General features: G+C 73.4%; 12 protein-coding genes. 3 read left to right on the top strand and 9 right to left on the bottom strand.

Annotated features, from left to right (window positions below):
- Positions 1–17: 17 nt before the first annotated feature.
- From MODMU_RS19835 to MODMU_RS19820, 4 genes are read right to left on the bottom strand one after another with little or no spacing between them, the layout of a single operon-like run.
- Positions 18–1,034, bottom strand: a complete 1,017-nt coding sequence (locus MODMU_RS19835) for an ABC transporter ATP-binding protein (RefSeq protein ID WP_014742165.1) — start codon at positions 1,032–1,034, stop codon at positions 18–20.
- Complete coding sequence (locus tag MODMU_RS19830) at positions 1,031–2,905, bottom strand: dipeptide/oligopeptide/nickel ABC transporter permease/ATP-binding protein (protein WP_197537357.1); 1,875 nt, start codon at positions 2,903–2,905, stop codon at positions 1,031–1,033. Before MODMU_RS19830 ends, MODMU_RS19835 begins: the two co-directional genes overlap by 4 nt.
- The gene (locus MODMU_RS19825; RefSeq protein WP_014742163.1) at positions 2,902–3,975 is read right to left on the bottom strand and encodes an ABC transporter permease; all 1,074 of its coding nucleotides are present in this window, start codon (positions 3,973–3,975) and stop codon (positions 2,902–2,904) included. Before MODMU_RS19825 ends, MODMU_RS19830 begins: the two co-directional genes overlap by 4 nt.
- Positions 3,972–5,558, bottom strand: coding sequence for an ABC transporter substrate-binding protein (locus tag MODMU_RS19820; protein WP_014742162.1), 1,587 nt, complete (start codon positions 5,556–5,558; stop codon positions 3,972–3,974). The genes MODMU_RS19825 and MODMU_RS19820 overlap by 4 nt, the downstream gene beginning before the upstream one ends.
- A gap of 252 nt (positions 5,559–5,810) precedes the next feature.
- On the opposite strand from MODMU_RS19820, the gene MODMU_RS19815 reads away from it, so the two are divergent.
- A complete protein-coding gene (locus tag MODMU_RS19815; protein WP_014742161.1) occupies positions 5,811–6,473 on the top strand; it encodes a helix-turn-helix domain-containing protein in 663 nt (220 codons plus the stop codon).
- Between the two features lie 137 nt (positions 6,474–6,610).
- On the opposite strand, the gene MODMU_RS19810 is transcribed toward MODMU_RS19815, so the two are convergent.
- Entirely contained in the window at positions 6,611–8,809 is a 2,199-nt protein-coding gene (locus MODMU_RS19810) for an MMPL family transporter (RefSeq protein ID WP_014742160.1), read from the bottom strand.
- Between the two features lie 586 nt (positions 8,810–9,395).
- Between MODMU_RS19810 and MODMU_RS19800 the strand changes: the two genes are divergently transcribed.
- Both MODMU_RS19800 and MODMU_RS19795 read left to right on the top strand, forming a co-directional pair.
- Positions 9,396–10,574: a sensor histidine kinase gene (locus tag MODMU_RS19800; RefSeq protein WP_014742159.1), complete on the top strand. Its 1,179-nt coding sequence runs from the start codon at positions 9,396–9,398 to the stop codon at positions 10,572–10,574.
- A complete protein-coding gene (locus MODMU_RS19795; protein WP_014742158.1) occupies positions 10,571–11,233 on the top strand; it encodes a response regulator in 663 nt (220 codons plus the stop codon). Before MODMU_RS19800 ends, MODMU_RS19795 begins: the two co-directional genes overlap by 4 nt.
- A gap of 33 nt (positions 11,234–11,266) precedes the next feature.
- Here MODMU_RS19795 and MODMU_RS19790 read toward each other — a convergent pair whose 3' ends face one another.
- The 4 genes from MODMU_RS19790 to MODMU_RS19775 form a co-directional block, all read right to left on the bottom strand.
- Entirely contained in the window at positions 11,267–12,649 is a 1,383-nt protein-coding gene (locus tag MODMU_RS19790) for a dihydroorotase (RefSeq protein ID WP_014742157.1), read from the bottom strand.
- A gap of 117 nt (positions 12,650–12,766) precedes the next feature.
- A complete protein-coding gene (locus tag MODMU_RS19785; RefSeq protein WP_197537356.1) occupies positions 12,767–13,444 on the bottom strand; it encodes a class F sortase in 678 nt (225 codons plus the stop codon).
- Positions 13,445–13,448: 4 nt separating this feature from the next.
- On the bottom strand, positions 13,449–13,841 hold the full coding sequence (locus MODMU_RS27275) for an excalibur calcium-binding domain-containing protein (protein WP_014742155.1): 393 nt from the start codon (positions 13,839–13,841) through the stop codon (positions 13,449–13,451).
- Between the two features lie 116 nt (positions 13,842–13,957).
- Positions 13,958–15,526, bottom strand: a complete 1,569-nt coding sequence (locus tag MODMU_RS19775; RefSeq protein WP_014742154.1) for a protein kinase domain-containing protein — start codon at positions 15,524–15,526, stop codon at positions 13,958–13,960.
- Between the last annotated feature and the right edge of the window lie 53 nt (positions 15,527–15,579).

The following is a 15,579-nucleotide window of genomic DNA, read 5'->3' as shown; positions in this document are numbered from 1 at the left end:
AGGGGTGGGTGGTCGCGTCACTCGGAGGAGCCGGCGCGGACGAGCGGGAAGTGGCAGGCGGCGGCCCGGCCGCCCCGGCCGGTCAGCGGGACCAGCGGCGGTGCCTTCTCGATGCACACCGACCGGCCCTCCACGACCCGCGGCCCCTGCGGGCAGCGGGGGTGGAACGCGCAGCCGGCCGGCGGGTCGGCCGGGTCACCGGGGTCGGCGGCCACCACGGGCGGTGGCTCGTTGGTGAACATCGCGCCGCTGGGGTCGGGCACGCTGGCCTGCAGCAGGTCGGTGTAGGGGTGCGCCGGGGCGTGCAGCAGCCCGATGTCGCCCTGCTCCACCAGGCTGCCCAGGTAGAGCACGCTGATCTCGTCGCACATGTACCGGGCGATCGACAGGTCGTGGGTGATGAAGACCAGCGCGAGGTCCTTCTCCCGCTGCAGCGACAGCAGCAGGTTGAGCACCTCCGCCTGCACCGAGGAGTCCAGCGCCGAGGTGACCTCGTCGGCGATGAGCACCTGCGGCTGCACGGCCAGCGCCCGGGCGATGACGATCCGCTGCCGCTGACCGCCGGAGAACTCGTGCGGCAGCCGGTCGGCGGCGTCGCCCTCCAGCGCCACGGTCTCCAGCAGCTCGGTGATCCGGGCCCGGTCGATCCGCCGCAGCGAGCCGCCGGGGTCGATCGCCTCGGCCAGCGCCCGGCCGACGGTCATCCGCGGGTTCAGCGAGGAGTACGGGTCCTGCGGCACGAGCTGGACGCTGCGGCGGGCGGCGCGCAGCTGCCCGCGCGCCATCCGGGCGGTGTCCTGGTCCGCCAGCAGCACCCGGCCCGACAGCGGGGCGAGCTCGCCGACGAGCACCTTGGCCAGCGTCGACTTGCCCGAGCCGGACTCCCCGACGATGCCCATGGTGCGACCGGGGGCCACCGCCAGCGAGACGTCCCGCAGCACCCGGGCCGACCGGGAGCCCGAGCCGTAGCCGGCGCTGACCTGGTCGACCCGGAGCACCGCAGCCGTCGTCGGTCCGGTCAGCTGCGCCGTCACCGGGCCACCGCCAGCTCGTGGTCGACGGCGTGGCAGGCGGCCTGGCCGCCGTCGGGGTCGGGCAGCAGCACGGGGTCCTCCTCGAGGCAGCGCGGCATCGCCAGCGGGCAGCGGGGCGCGAAGGAACAGGCGTTGCCGACCTCGCCCGGCTTGGGCGGCCGGCCGGCGAGCGGCTTCAGCGGTGCGGTGACCCGGTCGGCGTCCTCGCCGGGGGAGGCCGCCAGCAGCGCCTTGGTGTACGGGTGGTGCACCCGGCCGGCGCGCAGGTCGGCGACCGGGACCTCCTCGACGATCCGCCCGGCGTACATGACGCAGACCCGGTCGCAGAGCGCGGAGACGACGTTGATGTCGTGCGAGATGAGCAGCATCGCGGTGCCGCGTTCGGTGTTGATCTGGTGGAGCAACCGCAGCACGTCGGCCTGCACCGTGACGTCGAGCGCGGTGGTCGGTTCGTCGGCGACCAGCAGCCGGGGCTCGGACAGCAGCGCCATCGCGATCATGGCCCGCTGCCGCATGCCGCCGGAGAGCTCGTGCGGGTACTGGTGCATCCGGGCCTCGGGGGAGGAGACCCGCACCTCGCGCAGCCGGTCGACGGCCAGCTTCGCCGCGGCCTTGCGGGAGACGCCCTTGTGCACCCGGAGCACCTCGGTCAGCTGGGTGCCGATGTGCAGCGCCGGGTTGAAGCAGCTCGACGGGTCCTGGAAGACCACGCCGAGGTCGGTGGCCAGCCGGGTGGGCGCAGGCACGTCGGAGCGGTGCATGTCGGTGCCGGCGATCCGCAGCCGGTCGGCCGACCAGCTGAGCGAGGGGCTGAGCAGCCGGGCCAGCGCCATGGCGGTGACGCTCTTGCCCGAACCGGACTCACCGACCAGGCCGACGACCTCGCCCGCGGCGATGTCGAGGGAGACCCCGCGCACCAGCGGTGCGTCGCCGGCGGAGACCTGCAGCTCGCGCAGCGACGCCACCACCTCGCGCTCGCCGTCGGAGGCGACCGCGGTCAGCGGCGCGGTGAGCTGCTTGCCGCGGGAGCGGTTGATCCGGGGCGGCCGCACCGACTGGCGCGGCTCCCAGTACTTGGCCAGGCCGTCGCCGAAGAGCCCGGCACCGAGGCCGGTGAGCAGGATGGCCAGCGCCGGGCCGAGGGACTCCACCGGGTTGACCGACAGGTCGCGCAGGCCGGCGGCGAGCAGCGCGCCCCAGTCGTACTCGGGCTGCTGCACGCCCAGGCCCAGGAAGCTCAGCCCGGACAGCGACACGATGCTGGTGGCGAAGCCGACCGAGGTGAGCACCAGCACGGGGGCGGCGATGTTGGGCAGCACGTGCCGCTGCAGCAGCTTGGTCCGGCTGGTGCCGAGCAGCCGGGAGACCACGACGTACTGCCGGGTGCTCACCGAGTTGGCCAGCGTGTTGGTGAGCCGGGCGAACTGCGGGCAGAACGCCAGGCCGATCGCGACGACCACCGAGCCGACGCCCGGGGTGAAGATGGCGGTGACCGCCAGCGCGATGATGATCGGCGGGTAGGAGACGAGCAGGTCGATCGCCCGGGCGCCGGCGCCGCGGACGAACCGGCCGGCCAGCACCACCCCGGCGCCGAGCAGGATGCCGATCAGGACGGCGATGGCCGTCGCGCCCGCGGCCATCAGCAGGGTGAGCCGGGTGGCCACCAGGGTGCGCAGCAGGATGTCCCGGCCGAGCGCGTCGGTGCCCAGCAGGTGCTCCGCGGAGCTGCCCTGGCGGATGTCCGCGGTCAGCGCGTCGGCCTGCTCGCCCCAGATGATCGGCGCGAAGATCCCCAGCAGCACCATCACCGTGAGCAGGCTCGCGCCGCAGACCAGCATGGCCGGCAGCTTGCGGCGTCGGCGGGGGCTCACGAGGCCCTCCGGGAGAGCACCCGCGGGTCGAGCAGGCCCAGGGTGATGTCGACGGCGAGGTTGATGACCACCGCGATCAGGCCCAGGACGAGGATCACGCCCTGGACGGTGGGGTAGTCGCTGCGCAGGATCGCCTGGACGACGGCGGTCCCCACGCCGCTGATGTTGAAGACGTTCTCGGTGATGACGGTGCCTCCGAGCAGGGCGACCAGCAGCAGGCCACCGAGGGTGAGCGTGCTGGTCACGACGTTGGGCAGGACGTGCCGGACGAGCAGCCGGGCGCGGGAGAGCCGCTTGCTGGTCGCCGTCGTCATGTACTCCTGGTTGAGCACGGCGAGGGTCTCGTTGCGGACCAGCCGGGCCAGCACGGCGGCCGGGGGGAGCCCGACCGCCAGCGCCGGCAGGAACATCGAGTGGAAGCCCGGGCCGCCCTGGACCGGGAACCACTGCAGGCTCAGCGCGAAGACGTAGACCAGCAGCGTGCCGGTGATGTACTCCGGCAGCGCGCCGACCAGCGAGGTCACCGCGGTGAACGGCGAGGTGAACCAGCGGCCGCGGCCGTTGTGGTCCAGCACGCCGGCGGCGATCCCGAACAGGAAGCCGAGCACCAGCACGATGGCCAGCGCGCTCAGCGCCAGCTGCGCGGTGAGCGGCAACCGCTGGGAGATCATCTCGCTCACCGGCTGCTGGTTGACGAAGGAGTTCCCCAGGTCGCCGTGCAGCAGGCCGGAGACGTAGTGCCCGAACTGCACGAAGAACGGGTCGTTGAGCCCCAGCTCGTCCCGGACCTGCTCGACCTGGGCGGGGGTGGCGTTCAGCCCCACGATCAGCCGAGCCGGGTCACCCGGCACGAACCGGACGATCAGGAAGGTCAGCAGCACGATCGCCACCAGGACGGCGGCCACCCCGACGAGCCGGCGGCCGAGGTAGCCGGCCCACAGGGACGCCGCGTGGTGCTTGGCCGGTGCGCTGGTCTCCGGGACCTCGGTGCCCGGCCCGACGGCGGGGGCGGTCGCGGCCGCCCCCGCCGTCGCGTCGGTGGTGCGGACGGCCGTCTCCGGACCGGTCACGCGGAGATCCGGATGGTCGACGGCTGGGTGAAGCCCTTCACCACCGCACCACTGGTACCGCCGGCGAAGAGCACGTGCACCGGGACGGTGGACAGCGGGACGACGTCGAAGTTCTCCATCAGCGCGGACTGGAACTCGGTGGTCGACGCGCAGGCGGCGTCCTCGCTGGTGGCGGTGCCGGCCGCAGCCAGCGCGGTGGCCGCGGCGGCGTTGTCGACCGCGCCCAGGTTCTGGCCGTCCGGCGGGGCGGCGCCGACGAAGAACCCACCGGCGGCGAGCAGGCTGTTGAGCAGGTTGCCGTAGCCCAGGACGGCGACGTCCCAGTCGTTCTCGCCGCTGAAGAAGGCGTCGACGTAGGCGGAGTTGTCCAGGTTCTTCAGCGTCCCGTCGACACCCGCGGCCTCGAGCGCGGAGAGGATGTAGCTGTTGCCGTCACCGCCGGCGAAGACGTTGGCGCCCATCACGGTGAGCTTCTCGCCCTTGAGCACCTCGGCGGCCGCGGCCGCGTCGTACTCGGGGATCAGGTCGCCCAGCGAGGGGTCGGCGCACTGGTAGCTGTCCTGGCCGAGGTTGGTGATCAGGTCACCGGCGCCGTAGCTCTGCACCTCGTTGAGCCCCTCCCGGTTGACCGCCTGGGCGATCGCCTGGCGGACCTTCGGGTCGGTGGTGACCTTGCCCGGCGTCTCGTTGAAGATCAGGAAGGTGTCGGTCTGGTTGGAGATCTCGTTGCTGACGCTGGTGCTGTTCTCGAACCGCGTCCAGGCGTCGGACCCGAAGGCGCCGATCTGCAGCGCGCTGGTCTCCATCAGGTTGGCCCGGGTGTTGTCGTCGGTGATCACCTGCATGACGAGCGTGGTCGGCAGGTCGCCCTCGCCCTGGTCGGCGAACTCCGGACCCCAGGCGTAGTCCTCGCGGCGGGTGAAGGTGTAGCTGGAGCCGGCCACCTGGGTGTCGGCGACGAAGGCGCCGGTGCCGTTGGAGCCGGTCTGCAGCGTGGTCGGGTCGGCGACGCCGGCGGCGCAGACGATGCCGGTGAACGGCGAGGCCAGGCTGGGCAGCAGCGCCGACCAGGGCTTCTCCAGGGTGACCGTGACCTGGTCGGTGCCCGCGGTGGTGACGGTGGCCGGGTTGTCCCCGCCGGTGGTCTGGGACAGGAACGGGTAGCCGGTGGCCGGGTCGAGCAGCCGGGTGAGCGAGCCGGCGACGACCTCGGGGGTGAGCGGGGTGCCGTCGGAGCAGGTGACGTCCGGCTTGAGGGTGAAGGTCGCGCTGTTGGCCGTCGAGCTCCAGTCCGACGCGAGCCCGGCGATCTGGTTGCCGTCGGAGTCGGTGGTGATCAGCGAGTCGTAGAGCGCCCAGGCGACCTGGGCGTCCTGGAAGCCGCTGCCCTTGGCCGGGTCGTAGCTGGTGACCGGGCCGGCGAGGTCCATGTTGACCACGCCGTCGGACACGGCGTCGGGCTCGGCGCTGCCGCCGGAGCCCGAGCCGCCGTCCGACCCGCCGCCGCAGGCGGACAGGGTGAGGGCGGCGGTGGCGGCGAGCGCCACCGCCAGCCGGGTCGAGCGCGGACGGTTTCGTGCCATGAGAGGCTCCTTGCGTCGTCGAGCGGGCAGGCCGCATCACGGGCGCTGCCGCTTGCTCTCGGCGGCGGCGTCCGGGAGGACGGCGGGGGAGTGACCGGGGCGGACTGGGGCCGTGACCAGTGTCGTTCATTTGAGTGAACGACTTGGGGAATAGATTGACGATGCCTCTCCCGCATGTCAACGGATCGTCTGTAACGTTCGTATGACCCGGCGGTGGGACGCGTCCCCGCCGGGTACGGAGGAGGCCATCTCGTGGATGACGGCGCGGCACTCGCCGCCGATGGACGGTCGCTGCGGGCGGCGTTCCCGATCGACCCGGGCGAGGTCGAGGCCGCGATCGGCAACGGCGAGCCGGCCCAGACCACCCCGACCATGCAGGCCGTCGGTGCGCTGGTACGCCGGCTGCGGGACGAGGCGCGGCTGAGCCTGGCCTCGCTGGCCGCCGCGGCGGAGCTGAGCCCGGGGCTGCTCAGCCAGATCGAGCGCGGGATGGGCAACCCCTCGTTCACCACGCTGATCAAGCTGGCCCACGCGCTCGACGTCCCCGTCGGCCGGTTCTTCGTCAGCGAGACCAAGACCGGCGCGCTGGTCCGGGCCGGGGAGCACCCGCGGCTGCTGCTCGCCGAGGACAACCTGGTCTACGAGCTGCTCACCCCGCACATGAACGGCCGGCTCGGCATGATCCGGGCCCGGATCGCGGCGGGCTGGAGCAACGAGGCCGAGCCCTTCCTGCACGAGGGCGAGGAGTGCGTGATGGTCACCCGCGGCGAGCTGTGGATCACCATCGCCGGCGACCAGTACGAGCTCACCGAGGGCGACTCGCTGACCTACGACGCCGGCCTGCCGCACTGGTACCACAACCCCCGCGACCAGGACGCCGAGCTGATCGGGGCGATGTCGCCGCCGTCGTTCTGACGGCTCGGCGCGGGGCGGTCGGCCCCGCCGGGGGCAGGACGTGATGTGGCCCGCGAGCTCGGCCGGTTCATCCGGGGTGCAGCTGCCGACGGGGCCGCCACCTGGTCGGTAGCGGCCCCGTCTTCGTGCACGTGCAGTCAGCTGGCCATCGCCGGCTGCCTGGTCGGCTCGGGCTCGTGGCTGTCCAGTGAGTGTCCCTCGACGTCGACGTCGGGGATGATCTCGTCCAGCCAGCGGGGGATCCACCACGCGGACCTGCCGAGCAGGGACAGCAGGGCCGGCATCAGCACCATCCGGACGATGAAGGCGTCAGCGGCCACACCGACCATCAGGCCGAAGGCGATGGAGGCGCCGACCGCGAAGGAACTGGTCGCGAAGCCGGCGAAGACGACGACCATGATCGATGCAGCGGCGACGAGCACCGGGGCGGACCGCCCGAAGCCCTCGCGGATGGCGGTCCTGGAGTCCACGCCCGTGCGGTACATCTCCTGGATCCGGGAGACGAGGAAGACCTGGTAGTCCATGGCCAGGCCGAACAGGACGCCGACCAGCAGCAGGGGGAGCAGGCTCAGCATCGGGTCGCCCTGCGGGGCGGCGATGAGCGGGTCGAGCCAGCCCCACTGGAACACGGCCACGCTGGCGCCGAAGGACGCGCCGACCGACAGCAGGAACCCCAGCGTGGCGATCACCGGGATCAGCAGTGACCGGAAGAGCACGATCAGCAGGATGATCGAGATGACCACGATCACGATGACGTACTTGATCAGCGCGGACATGAGCTGCGCGTCCTGATCGATCCCGATCGCGGTCTCGCCGGTGACCTCCAGGTGCACACCGGACACGCTGTCGGCGTTGTCGCGGATCTGGTGGACCAGGTCCTCGGTGGAGTCGTCGATCGGCCCGCCGGAGGGGATCACGATGAGGCGGGCGGTGTCACCGTCGGCACTGATCTCTGCCGGGGCCACGCTCTGCACACCGGTGAGTCCGGTGAGCTGGGTCTGGACGGTGGCGGCCTGGGTGGCGACCTGGTCGCCCTCGGCGAGCACGATCAGCGGGCTCTGGATGCCGCCGAACTCATCGACGATGAGGTCGTAGGCCGTGCGTTCGGTCGACGTCGGGTCGGCGCCGCCGGGCACGCTGAACGCGGTCTTCATGCTCAGCAGCGGCACGGCCATCACGATCATCACGAGCACCCCGCCGACCAGGGCGATGAGCGGCCGCTCGACGACGAAGCCGCCCCAGCGGCTCATGATCCCGCGCCGCTGGGACTGCTCCTCGTTCCACAGCTCGCCCCGGGCGATGGCCTTCCGGTGCTTCTTGGACAGGGCGCGCATCCCGAGGAACCGCATCACCGCAGGCAGCAGCGTCAGTGCCAGGAGGACCGCGATGAGGACGCCGAAGGCGCCGGCGAGGCCCATCTGGGTGATGAAGCTCAGGCCCGCGACCATGAAGGCGGCGAGGGCGACGATGACGGTGAGGCCGGCGAAGACGACAGCCGTACCGGCGGTTCCCGTGGCGCGGGCGATGGCGTCATCGACGGTCCGCCCGGCGCGGAGCTCGTTCCGGAACCGGAAGAGGATGAAGAGGCTGTAGTCGATCCCGACGGCCAGGCCGAGCATCGCGGTGAGGACGATGCTGTTCCCGTCGATGGGGGTCAGTGAGCCGTAGGCCAGCACGCCGACGAGCCCGACGCCGACGCCGAACGCCGCGATCAGCAGGTTCACCCCGGCCGTGACCAGGGAGCCGAAGGTCAGGGCCAGCACGAGGAACGCCACGATCACCCCGACGGCCTCGCCGGCTCCCTGCTCCGGAGCCCCGAAGGGGACGAGGTTGCCGCCGAGCTCGGTCCCCAACGTCGGGGGAGCGTTCTCCTGCAGCGCGAGTGCGGCGTCGTAGAACTCGACCTGCTGGTCCTCGGTCAGCTCACCGTAGGTGAGCGTCGCGACGGCGAGGGTGCCGTCGGGGGCGAGGTAGGGGCTGGCCGGATCGAGGGGGTCACTGACCGCCTGCACGCCCGGCAGGTCCTGGGCCTGGGTGATGACCCCGGCGATCTCCTGCGCGACGGCCGGGTCCGTGACGTCACCGGCGGCGGGATGGAACACCAGCTGCAGGTCCGCACCGGTGTCGGGGGCGGCCGGGAACTCCACGTCCAGCCGTTCCAGTGCCAGCGACGCCTGCGACTCGGGGATCGACACCTCTGCGTCGCCCGCAGGATCGCCGCTGCTCCCCACCACGAGGACGCCGATGAACGCGGCGAAGACGACGATCCAGGCACCGACCACCGCCCATCGGAACCGGGCGCTGAGACGCCCCACACGGGACAAGAACGTGGACATGGATTCCTTCTCTGGCTGGGGAGCGGGTCGTCCCCAAGACTTCTGCGGCGTCGCTGCGGTGGAATCGTCTGGCGAGATCGACTTCTCCTGCTGCGTCCGCAGTACGTGCGTCGGCCGGCCCCGGCCAGCTCGGGTGAGACCGGCGCGTCGTGGTCGGTCTGGTCCGATCTGTCGTCGGCGCACGGTCCGGCCGGCTGGTCCTGACCACCGGTGGCCGCATCTCGTGTGGACCCTGTCGGGCTCCCGTCCCGGTCGAGACAGCAGTGGTGTCCGGTCTTCTCGATCACGTGTCGTACTGCGAGCGCAGTAGCCGGACCCGGTCCGCCGGGATGACGACGGGCCGTGGTCCCAGCCGGGAGGCTGTGAGCAGCACTCGGGCCGGTGCGCTCGCGACCGGCGTTCGCCTCGGTCGATCGACGCACCGCGGGTGGCCGGTCCTCGTGACCGCGGCTGCTGCGGACAGGCGGCTCAGGCCGATGACCGCTGCCCGACCGATGGGGAGGACCGGACGCGAGATGCCCGTCGAGCCTGTGCAGGACCACCGCATGGACGGTCCAGGCCAGTGGACCGGTGTGAGGATGACGTGGTGACGAGGTTCCCCGCCCGGCTGCCGGAGCTGCCCGCCCCGCCGCTGTGGATGCGCAGGCCGCGACTGCTGGAGAGGGCCACCCCGGTCGTCATCGCCGCCACCGTGACCGCCGGTGTGGCGACGGCGCCCTCCAGCGCCCACCCGGTGGGTGCGTTGCTGGCGTTGTCGGTGAGCGCTGCGGGGGTGCTCCTGGGCCATCGCCGGCCCGTGGCGGGTCTGGGTCTCCTGGCCGCCGGACCGCTGGTCGCCGGCTTCGTCGGTGTCGACCCCATCGTGATGTGGCAGGTGTCGATGTTCGGAGCGTTCCTGCTCTGCCTGCGCGGGCTGTCCGGGATCTCGTGCGCGGTGGTCATCGGCGCGGCTGACTTCCTGGCCATGGGTGTTGCCGCGGGGACCTTCGGCTTCGACGACCCGATCGCCTGGATCGCCGGCACGACCGCGATCGCCGCCGCCGTCGCCGGCAGCGCGGTCCGCGGTCAGCAGCAGTACTGGGCGGCACTGCAGGAACGCACCCACGAGGCGATCGCCGGACGGGACGCCGCTGTCCAGCGCAGCGTCGCCGAGGAGCGGCTGCGCATCGCCCACGACCTGCACGACACCCTCGGACACGAGATAGCCGTGATGGGCATGCACCTGGGCGCCGCCGAGGTGAACCTGCCGGCCACAGCCGCGGCGGCCCGCGAACACCTGCTCGCAGCGCGCGGCAGCGTGAAGTCGCTGCTGGCGGAGACCCAGGAGATCCTGGAGGTGCTGCACACCGGCTCGGGCGGTGCACCGCCGGGGCCGGTCGCCAGCCACCACGACATCCCTGACCTGGTGGACAAGGTCCGTGCCGCGGGCATGGACGTGGACGCCTGCATCGGCGACCTGTCCCGCGAGCTCCCGCCGCAGACCAGTGCGGCCGCCTACCGGATCACCCAGGAGGCGTTGACCAACGCCCAGAGGTACGGACGCGGGCAGGTGCGGCTGACGATCCAGGCGACCGGATCCGCCGTGACCGTCGAGGCGGTCAACGACGTCGCATCGCCGGCCCCGGACGTCGACCGGGTGGGCCAGGGGCTCATCGGCATGCGGGAGCGGGCCGCCGCTGCCGGCGGGCGGCTCGAGGTGTCGACCGACAGCGGCGTGTTCCGGCTCCGAGCGGCACTGCCCGTCATCGAGGAGGTCCTGCGGTGATCCGCGTGATGCTGGTCGACGACCAGGAGATGATCCGGGTGGGGCTGCGCTCGATCATCGGCGCCCATGCCGACCTGGAGGTGGTGGCCGAGGCCGGTGACGGGCTGGCCGTGCTCCGGCAGGTGGACGACGTCCGGCCCGACGTCGTCCTCATGGACATCCGGATGCCCGGCATCGACGGCGTGGAGGCCACCCGCCGCATCCGGCTCACCCACTCTCCTGAGCAGCTGCGCATCCTGGTGCTCACCACCTTCGACCAGGACGAGAACGTGCTGCGCGCGCTGCGCGCCGGCGCCGACGGGTTCCTCAGCAAGGGCGCCGGACCCACCGAGCTCACCGGGGCGATCCTGGCGGTCGCCGCGGGCAGCCGAGCGCTGTCACCGACCGCGGTCAGCGCCGTGGTCGATCACGTCGTGCAGCAGCGAGCGGTGGACCTGGACCCCGAGCTGACCGCCCGCTTCGCCGACCTCACACCGCGCGAGCGGGAGGTCGTCACCGCGATCGTCTCCGGGCTGGACAACGCCGAGATCGCTGAGCGGTTGTTCCTCTCCCCGTTCACCGTCAAGACCCACGCCAACCGGGCCATGACCAAGGTCGGCGCACGGGACCGCGGCCAACTGGTCGGCATGGCCGTCCGCGCAGGCATCCAGCCCGCCTGATCGGGGCGATGTCGCCGCCGTCGTCCTGACGGCTCAGCGCGGGGCGGTCAGCCCCCGCTGCAGCAGCTGCCCGCGGCCCGGGCCGGCCACGACCGCGCCGCCGGAGACGACGAGCTCGCCGCGGCTGAGCACCTCGCGCGGCCAGCCGGTGACCACCGTGCCGTCGTAGGGGGAGTAGCCGGCCCGGCTCTGCATCCGGCTGCCGTCGACCACCCGCGTCTCGGCCGGGTCCCAGACCACCAGGTCGGCGTCCGAGCCCGGCGCGATCACGCCCTTGCGCGGGTACACGCCGAACAGCCGCGCCGGGTTGGTGGCGGTGAGCTCGACGAACCGGGCCAGCGAGATCCGGCCGGTGAGCACGCCGGCGGAGAACAGCATCGGCCGGACGGTCTCCAGGTCCGCGACCCCGGGGCGCAGCTCGTCGAGCTGGTCGCCGGCGGCGAGCTTCTCCGCCAGCGTCCACGGGGCGTGGTCGGTGGCCACCGTGTCGACGGTGCCGAACCGCAGGCCGGCCCAGAGCGCGTCGACGTCCGCGGCCCGGCGCAGCGGCGGCTGGCCGATGTACTTCGCGCCGTCCTCTGCCTGCAGCAGCTCCTCGGTGAGGTGCAGGTACAGCGGCCGGGTCTCCACGTACACCGGCACGCCGCGGGACCGGGCCGCCGCGCAGGCCGCCAGCGCCCGGGCGCTGGACAGGTGGACGACGTAGACCGGCGTCCCCGAGGTCTCGGCGAAGGCGATCAGCTGGGCGACCGCGGCCTCCTCGGCGGTGTCGGGCCGGCTCTCCCCGTAGGCGCGGAAGTCCGCCCGGCCCTGCTCCGCCAGGTGCGCGGTGGACCACCCGATGAGCTCGGCGTCCTCGCAGTGCACGACGGTCAGGAAGCCCTGCCGCCCGGCCTCGGCCATGAACGCGTAGAAGCGCTGCCGGTGCGCGGAGTACGCGTCGATGACGGTGAACACCTTGATGCTGGTCTGGCCGAGCTCGCGCAGCACGGCCAGTTGCGCCGGGTCGAGGTGCTGCTCGCCGGCGACCACCGGGTGCAGCAGCACGTCGACCAGCGACTGCGCGGCCACGTCGGCGCCCACCCGTCGGACGGCGTCGGTCAGCGACTCGCCCTCCCGCGGGACGGTCATGTTGCCGACCGTGGTGACCCCGCCGGCCGCGGCCGCCCGGGTGCCGCTCTCCCAGTCGTCGGCCCAGGTCGGGGCCCCCTCCGGCCCACCGCCACCGGAGAGGTGCACGTGCGCGTCGACGCCGCCGGGCAGCACCAGGCAGCCGGTGGCGTCGACGACCGTGGCGGCGTCGACCGGCTCGCGGGTGATCGCGGTGACCACCCCGCCGGTGACCGCCACGTCGGCGCGCACCGCGGCGCCCTCGAGCACGACGTCGCCGCCGCGGACGACCAGGTCGGCCTTCATCGATGCGCTCCTGAGGTGGGGCGGGGGGGGGGGGGGGGGGGGGGGGCACAGGCATAGGAAGCTCTGCACCCGGTCTGCGCGCGCGGACCGGGTGCACAGCTTCCTATGCCTGGGTGATCAGGGCACCAGCGAGGCGTAGACGACGACGTTGTCCTGGTAGCTGTCGGCGTCGGTGTCGAAGTCGCCGCCGCAGGTGATCAGCCGCAGCCCCGCCTCGTCGATGTCGCCGTAGACCGACCCGGCCGGGAACTCGTCCTTGGCGTACTGCGCCACCCGGTCGACGGCGAAGGTCGCGGTGCTGCCGTCGGCGCGGTCGACGAGCACCCGGTCGCCGCGGTGCAGCCGGTGCAGGCCCCCGAAGACGCCGGTCTCGCCGTCCCAGTCGACGTGCCCGGCCAGCACCGCCGGTCCGAGCTCGCCGGGCGTCGGGCCGCGGTCGAACCAGCCGGCCGGGTAGGCGCCGGGCGGCACCTCCATCGCGCCGTCCTCGCCGATCCCGAGCGCCATCACCGCGCTGCGCACCCCCAGCTCCGGGATGGTCACCCGCACCGGCGCGCTGCGCGGCAGCGTCACCGGCACGACCGGCGCGGGTATCGCCACCCGCGCGCCGGCCCGCAGCGGCGCGGGTTCCAGGGCGTCGACGTCCACGGTCACCAGCGCGCCGGCGACGGTGACCGGCGCGGACCCGCCCGCCGGCAGCAGGCACACCGCGGCCACCCCCACCGCGGACAGCAGCACCGCCGTCGCCGTCCAGACGCGAGCGGCAAGGGGGCGGCGGGCCGTGCGGCGGGACACCGGGTCAGCCGCGGGACGCCCGGCGGGCGGCCAGCGCGGCGCCACCGGCGGCGGCGAACGCCAGCCCACCGGCGACGTAGGGCAGCGGGCTGCCGCTCCCGCCGGCCACCTGACCGGCCGAGCTGCCGTCGCCCGCGGCGACCCCGCCGGTCGGCTGCACCGCGACCTGGCCGGCGGTGCTCGCGACCGACGTGTAGCCGTAGGCCTCGCAGGCGACGCCGTTGCCGTTGGAGTCCAGCCCGTTCGGGTCGGCCGGGTCCGCGTCGAGGACCACCTGCGCGGCCCCCTGGTTCGGGAAGTCGGCGCAGTCCAGGTCGACGGCCGAGGCGGTGCCGGTGAGGGGCAGCGAGACGGCGGCGGTCAGGACGACGACGGCTGCGGCGCGCGGCAGGCGCATGGGTGCTCCTCGAGGACGGCGGTGAAGCGCCGGACGTTATCGAGACGCCACCGTCCGTGACAGGAGTGACCGGCGTGTCGGGTGGGGACCGCGACCGTGTCGTGACCTCGGTCGGGTCAGCCGTTGCCGCCGCGGCCGTTGCCGCGCCCGTTGCCCCAGCCGTTCCCGTCCCCGTTGCCGTCGCCCGGGAGCTGCTGCTCCGGCTCGGTCTCCTCGGGCTCGGTCTCCGCCGGCTCGGACTCGTCCGCGCCGGGGTCCTCGACGGTCGGGGTCGGCGTCGGGGTGGGCGTCGGTGGCGGGGGCGGCGGGGCGACGGCGTAGCTGACGGTCACCGGGCTGTTGGGGGTGAGCGGGCCGTCCGGGGTGACCCCGGTGACCAGCCCGTCGGCGACGTCGCTGGTCTCCTGGGCGGCCAGCGTGACGACCAGCCCGCGCCCGGTCAGCTCTGCCTGGACGTCGCCCACGGGGCGCCCGACGTAGTCGGTCGAGGTGAGGTCGACCAGCTGCACGGTGGGCTGCGCGGGGGCGCTGGAGGTCGGGGCGCTGCTCGTCGCCGAGGTGGTCGGCGCGGTCGCCGTCCGGTCGTCGTCCCCGCCGCTGGTGAGCATCTGCCACCCGCCGAGGGCGACGGCGGCGACCACGAGCAGTGCGAGCAGCGGCACGAGCAGGCGCCGCCGGCGGGAGTCCTCGCGGTCCTCCTCGGCCGGTTCCGGGCTCCAGTCCTGCGCGGCTTCGCTGCTCCAGGCGCCGCGCGGCTGAGTGGCCGGGAACTCGGCGGTCGGCGCGGCCACCACCGGCATCACGGTGGTGGCGGCCGGGCCGGCGGCGGCGACCGGGCCGGAGAAGCCCCGGCCGGCCATGACCTGGTCGATCGCGTCGCGGAAGGCGGCGCCGTCGGGGAACCGGTCGGCCGGGTCCTTGACCATGGCCGCCTCGACCAGCGCGCGCACCGGCGCGGGGACGTCGTCCGGCAGCGGCTCGGGGTTGTCCCGGATGTGCATCAGCGCGACCTGCACCGAGCTCTCCGCGTCGAAGGCGCGGTGTCCGGAGAGGCACTCGTAGCCGACCACCCCGAGGGCGTAGACGTCGCTGGCCGCGGACGCGCGGTGGCCCTGGGCCTGCTCGGGGGAGAGGTAGTGCGCGGTGCCGATGACCTGGCCGGTGCGGGTGAGCGGCACGCTGGCGGCGGAGACGGCGACGCCGAAGTCGGTGATCTTGACCGAGCCGTCGTTGCCGAGCAGCACGTTGCCCGGTTTGACGTCGCGGTGCACCACGCCGGCGGCGTGCGCGGCGGCCAGCCCGGCGGCGCTCTGCCGCAGGATCGCCAGGGTGCGCTCGGGCGGCAGCCGGCGCTGGCGGCGGAGCAGCGCGGACAGCGACTCGCCGCGCACCAGCTCCATCACCAGGTAGGCCAGGTGCTCTCCGCGCGGGTCGGCCGGGGCGACCTCGCCGTAGTCGAACAGCGTGGCGATGTTCGGGTGCACCAGCCCCGCCGCCAGCTGCGCCTCGGCGCGGAAGCGGGCCAGGAAGGTCGGGTCGCCGGTGTACTCGTCGCGGAGCACCTTCACCGCGACGTCCCGGTTGAGCACCGTGTCGCGGCCCTGCCACACCTGCCCCATGCCACCCGTGGCGATGAGCGCGGTGAGTTCGTAGCGCCCGCCGAGGAGTCGGCCGTTCGGTTCCAACTCAGCTCCCCCCGCTGGTCGACCTCCCCCGGGTGCGGGGCGACGTCCCCCAC

The sequence above is a fragment of the Modestobacter italicus genome (genome assembly GCF_000306785.1).
Lineage (GTDB): Bacteria > Actinomycetota > Actinomycetes > Mycobacteriales > Geodermatophilaceae > Modestobacter > Modestobacter italicus.
Note: the sequence above shows the minus strand (reverse complement) of the source record. Positions and strands in the feature narration are given on the sequence as shown.

Bases quoted from the DNA above. Each gene is read 5' to 3' on its own strand.
- MODMU_RS19820 (WP_014742162.1), bottom strand. From the start codon at position 5,558: ATGGCACGAAACCGTCCGCGCTCGACCCGGCTGGCGGTGGCGCTCGCC.
- MODMU_RS19810 (WP_014742160.1), bottom strand. From the start codon at position 8,809: ATGTCCACGTTCTTGTCCCGTGTGGGGCGTCTCAGCGCCCGGTTCCGA.
- MODMU_RS19790 (WP_014742157.1), bottom strand. From the start codon at position 12,649: ATGAAGGCCGACCTGGTCGTCCGCGGCGGCGACGTCGTGCTCGAGGGC.
- MODMU_RS27275 (WP_014742155.1), bottom strand. From the start codon at position 13,841: ATGCGCCTGCCGCGCGCCGCAGCCGTCGTCGTCCTGACCGCCGCCGTC.